We start from the raw sequence: 13,332 nt of genomic DNA on the forward strand, positions 1-13,332 counted from the left end.
GGGATTCTCTAACATGTCTTGTTTAACTAAATGACATTGGGCATGAACAGTAACATTTTACCATCTGCATGACGGTTATCTCGTCGGCAACATCCCAGAGCGCTTCGCCCTTGTAGGCGCCGGTGAGGATCAGATCCATCTTCGCATCCTTCAGCTCAATCAGGCTGCGGATTTCCTCGCAGGAGATGATGCCAGCCGTTACAAGCGCAAGCACCTCATCCAGGATCAGCACGTCGCATCCCTGGGTGGTGATGACCTTGCGGGCAAAATTCAGCCCGTTGCGGATGTTCTGACATTCCTCTTTTCGCTCCTCCTCAGAAAGATTTTCGTAGGAGTTTTCCGAGCGCTCGAATCGGAACAGCTTGATCTCCGGCTCAAGCCGCCGTATAAAGCCGATCTCGTCGCTCCGGCGCTTCTTTAAAAACTGGATGATCATGACCGTTTTTCCAACGCTCGCCGCCTGGATCACGCGACCGAGCGCCGCCGTTGTCTTGCCTTTGCCTTCGCCGCAGAATATATGTGTTAAGCCTTTTTCCATTTCGTACCTCGCTTATACTCGCCTTTTCCATTTTTCTCCTGGCATCAGTGTACCACACTCCTGCGGAAAAAGCAATCTTATCCAAGCCATTCGAGCTTGCTGACGGATACTTCGTATGCGGTGCGCTTCTCGGCAAGGTCTCCCTCCATTTTTTTCACGTACTCGCGGCTCTGGATTCTGCCCCAGATCTGTACGTGACCTCCCACCTCGAAGCCGGAAGTAAAGCGCGCGTTCCTGCCCCAGCAGATGCAGGGTATGTAATCGGATTTTCCGTAGGGACGGTTGACCGCCACCAGCATATCGGAAATCTCCCTGCCGAGCGGTGTCTTCCGGTAAACCGGATTCTTGCAGATGTAGCCGTCCAGGAAAATCTGGTTGGTCTTTACCTTGTCGTTTTCCTCCTCGGTAAACGCCACCTCTCTTGCAAATACAGAAAGAACCAGCCGGTTTTTCTTTTCCTCGTGGCGGTTGTACGACCGGAACTGCCCTGTCACGCGGATGAACTCTCCCCGATAGTCCTGCGTGACGTCGATCAGCCGCTCGGAGATCATGACGGGTATGCAGTCGGTTGACTCGCTCAGCCGCTTCACCTGGACCTCCACCAGATAGAAGCCCTCCCCGAACACCTCGTGACTGAAGACAAACTCTGAAACAATTTCCCCTATAATAGATACCTGGTTGTTTTCGATAAACCTCTGATGCTGTCCATCCTGCATCGGGCAGGCATAGATATCGTTTTGCCTATTTTTCTCTGACATAAATTGTACTCCTTTTCTATATGTATTTCGCAGTATAGTTATTCATATTCAAGGATAACAGATTTTATGCAAAAAAGCTTTAAGAAGCGTTCGTCAAGTTTCTACATCATATGTCAGTTTATGTCGAAAAAGCAGCTTCGGGAGCCGTCTGCAAAAGAAAAAAGGATAACGCCGGGTACGAAAAGCACCGCAGCCGCTATCCTCTTCTTAACAGTTTTTTATGTCCAAAGAAACAGCAGAAACGCCGTCGTCAGCCCGAGACCAACGATAAAGACCAGCGCGATCAGAAGCGCCGCCTTCAAAGCGCCAAGCGTATACATGCGCCGCTCCTCCCGCGTGAAGCCGTCCTCCCACGGGCGTTCCTCCCGTTCGGATTCCTCCTGCCGCTTCTTTTTGCCCGGCGCAAAGCCCTTAAAGCCCCCGCCAGGCGTAAGAGCGCTCATGTCGGCGATGGTGCGCCCGTCATCGTCGTCGTACTGTTTTTTACGCCTGCTCATTTATCGTACAGGTGGCACGCCACAAAGTGTCCCGGCTCGATTTCCTTCTGAACGGGCGCGACCTCCTTGCAGCGGTTCATGCAGTTCGCACAGCGGGTATGGAACTTGCAGCCCAAAGGTGGGTTTGCCGGCGAAGGAATGGAGCCCTCCAGCACGATGCGGTTCATCTTCGCGGTCGGATCAGGGATCGGGATCGCGGAGAACAGAGCCTTCGTGTACGGGTGCAGCGGATTGCGGAAAATATCCGCCGTCGCTCCGTACTCCACCAGGTTTCCAAGATACATCACGCCGACCGTGTCCGAAATATGCTCGACCACCGAAAGATCGTGTGAAATAAACAGGTAGGTCAGCGCATACTGCTCCTGCAGCTCCTTTAACAGATTGATGATCTGCGCCTGGATGGAAACGTCAAGCGCCGAAACAGGCTCGTCGCAGACCACGAACTCCGGATTGAGGGCAAGCGCGCGCGCAATACAGATACGCTGGCGCTGTCCGCCGGAAAACTCATGCGGATAACGGTCCTTATGGAAAGGCTGAAGTCCGCAGTTGTCCATGATCTTATCAATATAATCGTTAAATTCTTCCTTCGGAACCAGCTTGTGCTCACGCACCGCCTCCCCGATGATCTCGCCTACCGGCAGACGCGGGGAAAGGCTGGAAAACGGATCCTGGAAAATAATCTGCATCTTTGTGCGCAGAGCGCGCATTTCCTTTGCCGAAAGGTCGTAGACCTCCTGTCCATTGAACAGCACCTGTCCGCCTGTTTTCTCGCCGGAGAGGCGCAGAATGGTGCGCCCGGTCGTCGTCTTGCCGCAGCCGGATTCCCCGACAAGCCCCATCGTGGTGCCGCGCTTCAGGTTGAAGGTAACGCCGTCCACAGCCTTTACGTGACCGACCGTCTTTGACATCATGCCGCCCTTGATCGGGAAGTATTTCTTCAGGTCATTTACCATCAGAATATACTGCGGATCATAAACGACCGGCTCTTTCTCACTGACAGCTTCTTTGTTGAGGCTCATTTTGCATTCCCTCCTTCCTTTCCATAGTAGCGATAACAGGATACCTTGTGCGTCTCAGACAGACTGATCTCGCACGGGTACTCGCCGTCGCACTGTGCCACGCACATCTCGCAGCGGTCTTTAAAGTAGCAGTAATCCGGCATGTTGATCGGGTTCGGCACCTTGCCCGGGATGGAATAAAGCTTATCCACCTGCTTGCCGACCACTGGCTTCGACGCCATCAGACCGATGGTGTACGGATGCGCCGGATGGAAGAAAATATCCTCCGCCGTGCCCTTTTCCACCACGCGTCCGGCGTACATAACAACCACGTAATCCGCCATCTCCGCGATAACACCGAGGTCGTGCGTGATAAACATGATCGATGAATTGATTTTATCCTTTAAGTTGCGCAGAAGGTCGAGCACCTGCGCCTGGATGGTAACGTCAAGCGCTGTCGTCGGCTCGTCCGCGATAATGATCTTCGGGTTGCAGGCAAGCGCCATTGCGATGCAGACACGCTGGCGCATACCGCCGGAAAGCTCGTGCGGATACATCGCGTAAACGCCCTCGCTGTTTGCGATGCCCACCATCTCCAGCAGCTCGATTGTGCGCGCCTTCACCTCTTCTTTACTCTTGCCCTCGCCATCGTGCAGATCAATAACCTCGTCAAGCTGCGCGCCGATGCGGAACACCGGATTTAAGGACGTCATCGGCTCCTGAAAGATCATGGATACATAATTTCCGCGCAGATGCTGGATAACCTCCTCCGGCACCTTCGCGATATCCACCGCCTTATCGCCGAGATTTAAGCGGATCTCGCCCTCCACGATCTGCCCCTGCGGGCGCTGGAGAAGCTGCATCAGAGAAAGGCTGGTAACGGATTTTCCGCAGCCGGATTCGCCAACCACGCCGACCGTCTTACCGATCGGTACCTCAAAGCTCACGCCGTCCACACTCTTGACGGTTCCCGCATCCGTAAAGAAATAGGTGTGCAGGTTATCAAATTCCACGGCGTTGTTCGGGTCGTGCATAGTCGTCGTATATTCGCTCTCCGGAACATTTTTGCGCTTGCGCTTTTTTTCCAGCTCATTTGTAGTTCTGCGGTTTTCCTTGGAAATCCGCCGGGACTCTCTTGCAGAGAGGTAGCCCTCTGGTTTATTTTTTGCCATTTTGTGCCCCTCCTCTCTTATCGTTTCATTTTCGGGTCAAACGCGTCGCGAAGACCGTCACCCACAAAGTTGAATGCAAGTACCGTCAGCATCAGGCAGACACCCGCCGGGATCCAGATGAACCAGTAGGTCGTCAGCACGTAGGAGTTCGAAACGTCGTTGATGATATTTCCCCAGGAAGCAAACGGGAATTTTACGCCCAGACCTAAGAAGGACAGCGTGGATTCCGTAATGATCGTGGAGCCGAGGCTCATCGTACTGATAACGATAAGCTGCGGGATAACGTTCGGGATCAGGTGGCGGAAAATACGTCTGGACACGCTGATGCCGCATGCCTCCGTCGCCGTCATAAATTCCTGCTCGCGCAGGGAAAGGATCTGTCCGCGGACCATACGCGCCGTGCCCGGCCATCCCAGAATACCGAGGATCAGCATCAGATACAGCATACGGATCTGCGGATCAAGGCGCATTCCATCCATCGCCGCGCCGAGAATAATGATCACCGGCATAGACGGGATGCAGTAAAAAATATCTACAATACGCATTACCAGGTTGTCGATCCAGCCGCCGAAATAACCGGCAACACCGCCAAGGACAATACCAAGGACAGTGGAAATGATTACAACGATAAAACCAACGATCAGCGATACTCTGCCGCCGTACATCAGACGGGTGAGCATGTCCATACCATTGCGGTCGGTACCGAGCCAGTGTTCCTTCGTCGGGAAGGAGTAGGTGTCAAACACCTGCGTGGAGGTTTCCTGCATAACGGACCAGATTTTTGTCGCCGCATCATAGGAAAGCGTGTATTCCGCCGTCTCGCCGCTCTCGTCCGTGAACGCGAATTCCTCTTCATCAGAAATAAGCGCCTCGATCAGACTCTCACGGAATTCATTGCTCACGTTTACATTTCCGCTCTTCGACTGAATGACATAACGGCTGCACACAGCCACCGATTCGCCGTTCTGGGAGACAAGCCCTTCCTCGCTCACCTCATAGTCCTGTCCGTCCGCGGTAAATTCACCGCCGCCCTTCGAGAGCGCAAGCAGCGCTTCGTACTGGAATTCCGGCGAGAAGGTCGTGCTGCTGCTCTCCGCGCTCACAATGTCGAGGTAAGCCGCTCCGATCACCTTGTCGCCGTCTTTGATGGAGTAAAGACCGTCGCTCTCTTTGATAACATCATAGGTACCGCCGGTCGCCGTGATGGAATCCTTCTCCTGCTGGATCGCAAGCACCGTCATCGCCTGCGCCACGGTACCGTAAGCCTCATCAAGCTGGAGGTAACGGAATTCTTTGTTCTCCGTCACACCCACATACTCTTTCTTGATATATTCCCGGCGATAGAATACCTCATCCTGCCCGTATGGGCTGATCAGACCGCCGACAAAGGAAAACACAAACATAAGTATCAGAATAACCATACCGGTCACGGCAAGACGGTTGCGGAAGAAGCGCTTCGCCACCATCGCTCCCGGGGACAGCACTTTCACGCGGCGGTCGTCATTTAAGGAATATTGTTCCTCGCCGCCTGCATTTGTATTCTTCTTTTCTTCAGACATACTGCTCCCCCTTTCTACGAAATGCGCACGCGCGGGTCAACCACAGCGTACATGATATCTGCCAGCAGGTTGCTCACCAGCGTCAGAATTGCCATAAATGTCAGATAAAACATGGAAAACGGAATATCGCCGGCAATCATTGCCTGATAAGAGGTATATCCAATGCCGGGGATCGCAAACAGTGTCTCCGTGATAAGCGCGCCGGAGAACAGTCCCGGCAGAGAGTTTCCGATAATCGTTACCAGCGGGATCAGTGTGTTGCGGAACGCATGGTGGTAGATAACCTTTCTCTCGCTGAGACCTTTTGCGCGTGCGGTACGGATATAATCGGCATTTAAGACCTCCAGCATATTCGTTCTGGTGTAGCGCATCAGGGAACCGACGCTGATCACCACCAGCGTGACGATCGGAAGCACAAGATGATGCGCCATATCGAGGATACGCCCAAACGAATCCAGGTTATTATAATTACGTCCCGTCAGACCAACCAGGTCAAACCAGCCAAGTTTTACGGAAAATACAAGTTTAAGCAGACTGGCAAAGAAGAAGGTCGGCAGAGAGATCCCGGCAAGCGCGAACACCGTGATCGCGTAGTCCGCCTTGGAATACTGCTTTGTCGCCGCGATAATACCAAGCGGGATTGCAATGATCAGCTCCAGGATCAGTGCGATAGCGCCCATTATAAAGGAAACGCCGATTACCTTCTGAAACTGCTCCACAACCGGAACGGTGAATTTCCAGCTATCGCCGAAGTTGCCGCGAAGCATTTCGCCGAGCTGCATGAAAAAGCCCGGGATGATGCCGACGTCCATATGGTACTGGGCGTTTAACTGCGCCAGCCACTCCTGGTAGCTTTTCGAGCCAGGCTGCTGGCTGAGCTGCATCGCCATCGTTTCTACATAGGAAGCAGGGAGGCAGCGCATCAGTGTGTAAATAATGAAACAGACAAAAAACAGAATAACGACTGAGAGTGCCAGACGCTTCGTAATATATTTACGCATTCATTTTCCTCCTTTTATACAGTAAAAAAGCTCTGCATATAAGACAGACGTTTGCATCCCACAATCCAAGCGACTGCCTTATATGCAGAACAACAAAAATGCATATAGGCAATTAAAATCTACTCTGCGGCGGAAACGCCGCAGAGCAGCCCTTATAATTCCAGGGATTCAATTTTAAGTGTCTTTAGTTAAGCTCCATCTTCTCGATATCGTTATACCATAACCAGTAGGTTGTGATATCCGGAGTAACGGTATCCATGTTTACACGCTCCGTAGAGAAGATCAGGCAGTTCTGACGCTGGTAAACCGGAATCTCAGTCGCCCAGTCCACGATTCTGTCAAGGCACTCTTTGTAGATGATCTTACGGTATGCCTGGTCAGTAGACTGACGTGCAGCCATGATCAGTTCGTCAAGCTCTGCATCCTCGATAGCGTAATACTTGTTGCTGCCGCCCGGGTTCTTTCCGCCGTTTGCAACGTCGGAGTAGTAGATCTGGTACATATCCGGATCTGCCGTTGCCTGCCATGCCATTGTCCACATTTCTGCAGTTCCTGCATCCAGGTTGTTTCCGATGGTAACTGTACCGTCGGAGAGGTCGGTAACGATCAGATTGAAGCCGATGGTTGCCAGTGCATCCTTTGCCAGTGTAAGGATCATGAAGTTCGGGTGATCGCCGATGCCGCTTCCCGGGATCATGATCTCATATTCCAGAGACGCGCCTTCCGGAGCCGCTGTCAGCTTGCCGTCCTCTACGGTGTAGCCTGCCGCCTCAAAGAAGCCAAGCGCCGCCTGCAGAGCTGCTGCATACTTCTCATCCTCTGTCATATCGTCTGTGTAGATCGGATTGCCGTTTACGTCTGTGGAGAATGCGACCTTGTAGCCCTCGTCGGTAACACGCGGTGCTGCCCAGGAGGTATCGGAGATCGGGTAGTTGATTACGTTTGCCCACTCGCCGTAGTAGGAATCCATAGCCACGTCGCGGTATACGGACAGAACGGTTGCAATACCCTTACGCAGGTTTCTGGAAGCCTCGGAGCCCGGCTCGCCGCCAACGCATACGTTCTTCGCGTTGATGCCGATGTAGCCGTATCCAAGGTTTGCCACGGTCTTGATGGTGATCACGTCGCCGTCAAAGTCCTCGTTGCCGCCGTTCAGTGCGGTCATCTCATCGATCGTGTCAAGGCTGAAGGACGGACTTGCAATATCCAGTGTGCCCGCGCCTACGCCGCTTGCTTTATCTGCTTCCTGTACGAACTGGAAGTTGATGTATTCGATCTTCGGCTCGCCCTTGTAGTACAGCGGATTTGCCTTTACGGTTGCAACGCCGTTCTCATAGCTTTCGAAAGTGTACGGACCAGCGCCCAGCGGCTGTGTCGTGTGAGACTTCACGCCGGAGAGGTCGCCCTTCGGGAAACCGAAGTTGTTGTTGTCAACGTCAAATGCTTCTTTATCGCCATAGTAATGAAGCGGAGCGATGAAGGAGATTAACTGGTAGATCGCCGTAGCGTCAACAGAGGTTGTGGTGATCGTCATCGTATAATCGCCGGTCTTCTTGATGCCGGTGATGGACGGAGCGGATTCGCCTGTCTCCACACCAATGCTGTATGCGTCGTAGTCTTCCATCAGGTCCTGAAGCGTAGCGTCTGCCTTTTCTGTGTCAGACATTGCAAGATAGTCGCCCTCATAAGCCTCTGCCATAGCCTTGAAGAAGTCTGCGGCTGTTGCGCCTTCATCCAGTGTGTAGCCCCAGTTTGCCGCACATGCTGCAACAGAGTCGCCCTCTGCGTTGTAGCCTGCTGCGATCACATAGTCTACGATAGACTGTGCAAACGCCTCACCTGCCTGGTTCAGATCTGCCCAGAATGCAGTCTGTGTAGCCTCATCCCAGTATGTGAAATCGGTATTTTCCTCACCGGCTGCTGTCAGCAGGCTGAACAGGGATTCCATACCGCTGCGGTACTCGGTCATGCCCTCGATCGGAAGTGCAAACACGGTGCTGTTTCCGTCGTAGGTCGGGTCGCAGTATACATAAAGTGAGAAGATCGCGTCGTCAATGGTCATCGGCTCGCCGTCGGACCATACAAGGTCGTCTCTCATCGTGATATTATAATCTACCGTTCCATCTTCATTTTCCACGATCTCGCAGTCTGCGATTCCGTAGTAGGTGTAATCCGTGCCGTTGTACTCACGTGTTTCACCCTCGATACCGTTCAGGATAACCGCACCCTCACGGTCTGCCTCCAGAAGGAGCGGGAACAGCATTCTTACAACGTCCTCATCGGGCACTGCAGTGTAGAAGAACGGAGAAAACTTTCCGTCCATAGCATCTTCGCCGTATACCAGCGTGTTTGCCGCTTTCTCAGCAGCTTCAGTAGCTTCACTTACCGCTTCGGTAGCAGCTTCTATGGTTTCTTCAGCAAATACACTTGCCACGGAACCAAAGCACATACCTGCCGTCAGTGTAAGCGCTAACAGTTTCTTAACATTAAACATATATTATATCCTCCTTGTGTGTATTTGAAACTTACTTGCAATTATACTGTTTTTTAGACAGATTGTCAATTGGCGATACCTGTAAAAACCAATTTTTAGAAAATCTGTATACCCACAGCGCACAAAGGCACGCCATTGTCTCCAAAACAAGAAATAGTACCGCCATGCCAGCCGCACTTTCTGTGCCATTTCGCACAAGATAGATCATTTCACCCAGCATATTCACCCCCGCAAAGGCCGCGGTAAGCTGCGATCGCATCGGAATTTTCTTCACCGCCGCTTCATATTGATATTCACGTAGAGGATTTCCCGCCGAAAGCAGCGCAAACAGCGCCGTCCCCAGGCTCGCCGCCGCCACCACCTGCGCCGCGTACGGCAGCAGCACGTAAAAGCAGTTCGCCATTCCCGGCGCCGGAATGCAGCCGTTTGCGATCATCGCCGCCATCATCGCCGTCCAGACCGCTCCCAGCCTTATCGCCGCCGTCTTCCATTTTATATTCGTCTCATCAAACGCATATTGCTTTCCGGTATAGATATATTCCCCTTTTTCATTCTTTTTAAACGCGTCCAGATGGGCGCGGCGTCCTTTTTTCTTTCCCGCCATTTTTCGATTCCTTTCTCTTCTTTGAACACGCAGTTTCCCGCGCCGCTTTCCGCGGTTTTCCGAAGTATTTTCCGCGTTACTGTTCACAGTAACATTCGCAAATCCATTTAAAATTCGCTCCGCGAATGGGATTTGCTCACACCTGTATCACTTTCTTACGGACTTTGCAGTGAATGCAAAGTCCTGACCTGAACAGTAACTTTTCTGCTCATTAGTTGTAATGTAAGAACCATATCCTATAATAAAGCCCTTGTCAATCGGAAAATTTCTGGTATACTATATGAAGCGATGCCAGGGACAAAAGATTTTGTATTTCGCGCTTATGCGAAAAAACATGACCCCGGGGCTCGCTAAAAGCATCACTTGTTCGAATTATTCAGGAAGCTATATTAGGAAAGAGGGAAACATATGAATCAGGAAAAAATCCGCAACATCGCCATCATTGCCCATGTCGACCACGGCAAAACAACACTGGTGGACGAGCTGCTGAAGCAGAGCGGCGTATTCCGCGAAAATCAGGCGGTTGCCGAGCGCGTCATGGACTCCAACGACATCGAGCGCGAGCGCGGCATCACAATTCTTTCAAAAAATACCGCCGTATATTACAAAGACTACAAAATCAACATCGTAGACACCCCGGGGCACGCCGATTTCGGCGGCGAGGTGGAGCGTGTTCTGAAAATGGTGGACGGCGTTATCCTTGTCGTTGACGCCTTCGAAGGCTCCATGCCGCAGACAAAGTTCGTGCTGCGCAAAGCGCTGGATCTCGATCTTCCGGTCATCGTCTGTATCAATAAGATCGACCGCCCGGAGGCACGACCTGCCGAGGTCATCGACGAAATCCTGGAGCTGTTCATAGACCTGGACGCCTCCGACGAGCAGCTTGACTGTCCGTTTATCTACGCCTCCGCAAAAGCAGGCTACGCCGTGCTGGAGTTATCCGACGAGCACCGCGACATGACGCCGCTTTTTGAGACGATCATCAACTATATCCCAGCTCCGAAGGGCAACCCGGACGCGCCGCTGCAGGTGCTTATCAGCACCATCGACTACAACGAATATGTCGGCCGTATCGGCATCGGCAAGGTGGATAACGGTTCCATCCGCATTAATCAGGACGCTGTGCTGGTAAACCACCACGATCCAGACAAGCAGAAAAAGGTAAAGATCAGCAAGCTCTACGAGTTTGACGGTCTGAACAAGGTGGACGTAGACGAAGCCGGCACAGGCTCCATCGTTGCCATCTCCGGCATTGCCGACCTTCATATCGGCGATACACTCTGCTCTCCGGAGCATGTGGAGTCCATCCCGTTCCAGAAGATTTCCGAGCCGACCATCGCCATGCACTTCATGGTAAACGACAGCCCGCTCGCCGGGCAGGAGGGCAAATTTGTGACCTCCCGCCATCTGCGCGACCGCCTGTTCCGCGAGCTGAACACAGACGTCAGCCTGCGTGTGGAGGAAACCGAGGAGACCGAGTGCTACAAGGTATCCGGGCGCGGCGAGCTGCATCTTTCCGTTCTGATCGAGAATATGCGCCGCGAGGGTTACGAATTTGCAGTGAGCAAGGCGGAAGTGCTCTATAAACAGGACGAGCGCGGCAGAAAGCTGGAGCCGATGGAAATTGCATACGTCGACGTTCCGGAAGAATTTTCCGGTACCGTTATCAATAAGCTGAGCAGCCGCAAGGGTGAGCTGCAGGGCATGAGCCAGGGAAGCGGCGGCTACACCCGTCTGGAGTTTTCCATCCCGGCGCGCGGTCTGATCGGCTATCGCGGCGAATTTCTCACTGACACCAAAGGAAACGGTATCCTGAACACCACCTACGACGGCTACGGTCCCTACAAGGGAGATATCCAGTACCGCAAGCAGGGTTCTCTGATCGCTTTTGAATCCGGCGAGTCCGTCACCTATGGTCTGTTCGCCGCCCAGGAACGCGGCACCCTCTTTATCGGGCCGGGCGAAAAGGTTTACTCCGGCATGGTCATCGGACAGAACGGCAAGACCGACGACATCGAGCTGAACGTCTGCAAGACCAAGCATCTGACAAATACCCGCGCCTCCGGCTCCGACGACGCCCTCAAGCTGACGCCGCCGCGCGTCCTCAGTCTGGAGCAGGCGCTGGAGTTCATCGACACCGATGAGCTTCTGGAGGTTACACCGAAGAGCCTGCGCATCCGCAAGAAGATCCTTGATCCGACCATGCGCAAGAGAGCGGCATTTAAGAAAAATAATCAGTAATCTACAGGATCTGCCACCGGCAGCTTCCTTCGGATACAGGTCAACAAAAAACAGGAGAACATCGGCGCAGATACGCATATGCTCTCCTGTTTTATTTGATTGGTGAAATGCTTCTATGCTTTACGGCATCCCGCTTTCATTTTTAATCCAGCTCGCGGATGAAGCCGCACACCAGCCGGACGCTGTGCTCCACCGCCATCTTTTCAAAGGTTTCGTAGTCCATGTTTGCGCTGTCGTCCGCTTTGTCGGAGATAGCGCGGATGATCACAAACGGAATATTGTTCAGATACGCGGTATGCGCGATCGCAGCGCCCTCCATTTCCGTGCAGTACCCGCCGAAGGTTTCCGCGAGCCGGTCTTTCGTCGGTCTGTCGCAGATAAACTGATCGCCGCTCACGATCCTGCCCTCAAATACATGGATGTCCGGATTTACGCGCTGGCAGACTTCTTTTGCAATCTTCCGCAGGTTTGCATCCGCTTTAAAGGAAAATACTTCCATCTGCGGCACCTGACCTGCCGGATACCCAAAACCAGTCGCATCCATATCGTGATGCACCACGTCCGTGGAGATCACAACGTCTCCGATATTGATCTCCGATTTCAGAGAGCCGGCGATTCCTGTATTAATAATAACATCCACTTTAAATTCATCCTTCAGAATCTGCGCGCAGACCGCCGCGTTTACCTTTCCGATGCCGCTCCTTACCACGACCACCGAATGATCCTCCAGAATACCCTCCAGAAAATTCATCTTCGCGCGCGTCACCATGCGCTGCTGCCACATCGTCGCTTTAAGCTGCGCGACCTCTACTTCCATTGCCCCGATAATGCCTATTTTCTTCATAATATCATACCTGTATCCCTTCCTGATGCTGCCATCCCTTATAAATAGTATAAATAAGATTTCCGGAAATAGCAACAAAAATATTTTTATTTTTATTCATCACAAACTATTGACATATATTCTCAAATCATATATAATTTAATCATTCTAAACATCTAAAATCCGCCGGTTCGGCATAAAACCCTTGAATACGGGCTAAAAACTGCATAGCGCATGGTCTGCACGGAGCAGATTCCTCTCGCGCCTTATAAAACGGTCTGCGCAGCAGCCTGGCGTTTCTTCCTTACGGGGATATTGGTAGCTCTTTGCGCCGCTTAATCGCAAAGCCTTTGTGCAGACTGTCCGGCGGATTCTCCCGTTTAGGAAAAATTTCCACCTGTGCGGTTGGAACATCAGGACTATTCCGACCTGCCCCTTAAGGATGGAAAAATCTTCAAGAAAAGAGGTGAATAATATGAGACATTTTTTTACGCGGCTTTGTGAAGAAGAAGACGGTATCAGCACTGTGGAAATCATTCTCATCATCGTGGTTCTTATCGGTCTGGTTATCATCTTCAAGAGTCAGCTTACCAGTCTGGTAAACAATATCTTTAAAAAAATTGTCAGTCAGAGCAACAGTATTTAAC

General features: G+C 52.2%; 12 protein-coding genes. 2 read left to right on the forward strand and 10 right to left on the reverse strand.

What is annotated here, in order from left to right:
- Positions 1-22 precede the first annotated feature (22 nt).
- From ACLU9Q_RS18850 to ACLU9Q_RS18890, 9 genes are all read right to left on the reverse strand, one after another.
- The gene (locus tag ACLU9Q_RS18850; protein ID WP_412625836.1) at positions 23-538 is read right to left on the reverse strand and encodes a cob(I)yrinic acid a,c-diamide adenosyltransferase; all 516 of its coding nucleotides are present in this window, start codon (positions 536-538) and stop codon (positions 23-25) included.
- A 77-nt stretch (positions 539-615) separates the two neighbouring features.
- Positions 616-1,254: a single-stranded DNA-binding protein gene (locus ACLU9Q_RS18855; protein ID WP_298515247.1), complete on the reverse strand. Its 639-nt coding sequence runs from the start codon at positions 1,252-1,254 to the stop codon at positions 616-618.
- 260 nt (positions 1,255-1,514) lie between these two features.
- Positions 1,515-1,793 (reverse strand): hypothetical protein, encoded by a 279-nt coding sequence (locus ACLU9Q_RS18860; protein ID WP_298515242.1) that lies wholly within the window; start codon positions 1,791-1,793, stop codon positions 1,515-1,517.
- Positions 1,790-2,812 (reverse strand): ABC transporter ATP-binding protein, encoded by a 1,023-nt coding sequence (locus ACLU9Q_RS18865; RefSeq protein WP_298515239.1) that lies wholly within the window; start codon positions 2,810-2,812, stop codon positions 1,790-1,792. The genes ACLU9Q_RS18860 and ACLU9Q_RS18865 overlap by 4 nt, the downstream gene beginning before the upstream one ends.
- The gene (locus tag ACLU9Q_RS18870) at positions 2,809-3,963 is read right to left on the reverse strand and encodes an ABC transporter ATP-binding protein (RefSeq protein ID WP_298515236.1); all 1,155 of its coding nucleotides are present in this window, start codon (positions 3,961-3,963) and stop codon (positions 2,809-2,811) included. Before ACLU9Q_RS18870 ends, ACLU9Q_RS18865 begins: the two co-directional genes overlap by 4 nt.
- Before the next feature lie 17 nt (positions 3,964-3,980).
- Positions 3,981-5,522, reverse strand: coding sequence for an ABC transporter permease (locus ACLU9Q_RS18875; RefSeq protein ID WP_298515232.1), 1,542 nt, complete (start codon positions 5,520-5,522; stop codon positions 3,981-3,983).
- A 14-nt stretch (positions 5,523-5,536) separates the two neighbouring features.
- Positions 5,537-6,523 (reverse strand): ABC transporter permease, encoded by a 987-nt coding sequence (locus tag ACLU9Q_RS18880; RefSeq protein WP_298515229.1) that lies wholly within the window; start codon positions 6,521-6,523, stop codon positions 5,537-5,539.
- 184 nt (positions 6,524-6,707) lie between these two features.
- Positions 6,708-9,017, reverse strand: a complete 2,310-nt coding sequence (locus tag ACLU9Q_RS18885) for an ABC transporter substrate-binding protein (protein WP_298515226.1) — start codon at positions 9,015-9,017, stop codon at positions 6,708-6,710.
- A 31-nt stretch (positions 9,018-9,048) separates the two neighbouring features.
- Entirely contained in the window at positions 9,049-9,621 is a 573-nt protein-coding gene (locus tag ACLU9Q_RS18890) for a hypothetical protein (RefSeq protein WP_298514185.1), read from the reverse strand.
- A 408-nt stretch (positions 9,622-10,029) separates the two neighbouring features.
- Here ACLU9Q_RS18890 and typA point away from each other — a divergent pair, with 408 nt between their 5' ends.
- The gene (gene typA, locus ACLU9Q_RS18895; RefSeq protein WP_298514182.1) at positions 10,030-11,862 is read left to right on the forward strand and encodes a translational GTPase TypA; all 1,833 of its coding nucleotides are present in this window, start codon (positions 10,030-10,032) and stop codon (positions 11,860-11,862) included.
- Between the two features lie 142 nt (positions 11,863-12,004).
- Here typA and ACLU9Q_RS18900 read toward each other — a convergent pair whose 3' ends face one another.
- Complete coding sequence (locus ACLU9Q_RS18900; RefSeq protein ID WP_296840725.1) at positions 12,005-12,706, reverse strand: 5'-methylthioadenosine/adenosylhomocysteine nucleosidase; 702 nt, start codon at positions 12,704-12,706, stop codon at positions 12,005-12,007.
- A gap of 454 nt (positions 12,707-13,160) precedes the next feature.
- On the opposite strand from ACLU9Q_RS18900, the gene ACLU9Q_RS18905 reads away from it, so the two are divergent.
- Complete coding sequence (locus ACLU9Q_RS18905; RefSeq protein ID WP_296840728.1) at positions 13,161-13,331, forward strand: Flp1 family type IVb pilin; 171 nt, start codon at positions 13,161-13,163, stop codon at positions 13,329-13,331.
- Position 13,332 lies beyond the last annotated feature (1 nt).

The organism is Marvinbryantia sp. (assembly GCF_047017445.1).
In the GTDB taxonomy this organism is placed as follows: domain Bacteria; phylum Bacillota; class Clostridia; order Lachnospirales; family Lachnospiraceae; genus Marvinbryantia.

Bases quoted from the DNA above. Each gene is read 5' to 3' on its own strand.
- ACLU9Q_RS18900 (WP_296840725.1), bottom strand. From the start codon at position 12,706: ATGAAGAAAATAGGCATTATCGGGGCAATGGAAGTAGAGGTCGCGCAG.
- ACLU9Q_RS18875 (WP_298515232.1), bottom strand. From the start codon at position 5,522: ATGTCTGAAGAAAAGAAGAATACAAATGCAGGCGGCGAGGAACAATAT.
- typA (WP_298514182.1), top strand. From the start codon at position 10,030: ATGAATCAGGAAAAAATCCGCAACATCGCCATCATTGCCCATGTCGAC.
- ACLU9Q_RS18905 (WP_296840728.1), top strand. From the start codon at position 13,161: ATGAGACATTTTTTTACGCGGCTTTGTGAAGAAGAAGACGGTATCAGC.
- ACLU9Q_RS18885 (WP_298515226.1), bottom strand. From the start codon at position 9,017: ATGTTTAATGTTAAGAAACTGTTAGCGCTTACACTGACGGCAGGTATG.
- ACLU9Q_RS18860 (WP_298515242.1), bottom strand. From the start codon at position 1,793: ATGAGCAGGCGTAAAAAACAGTACGACGACGATGACGGGCGCACCATC.
- ACLU9Q_RS18850 (WP_412625836.1), bottom strand. From the start codon at position 538: ATGGAAAAAGGCTTAACACATATATTCTGCGGCGAAGGCAAAGGCAAG.
- ACLU9Q_RS18890 (WP_298514185.1), bottom strand. From the start codon at position 9,621: ATGGCGGGAAAGAAAAAAGGACGCCGCGCCCATCTGGACGCGTTTAAA.
- ACLU9Q_RS18870 (WP_298515236.1), bottom strand. From the start codon at position 3,963: ATGGCAAAAAATAAACCAGAGGGCTACCTCTCTGCAAGAGAGTCCCGG.
- ACLU9Q_RS18880 (WP_298515229.1), bottom strand. From the start codon at position 6,523: ATGCGTAAATATATTACGAAGCGTCTGGCACTCTCAGTCGTTATTCTG.
- ACLU9Q_RS18865 (WP_298515239.1), bottom strand. From the start codon at position 2,812: ATGAGCCTCAACAAAGAAGCTGTCAGTGAGAAAGAGCCGGTCGTTTAT.
- ACLU9Q_RS18855 (WP_298515247.1), bottom strand. From the start codon at position 1,254: ATGCAGGATGGACAGCATCAGAGGTTTATCGAAAACAACCAGGTATCT.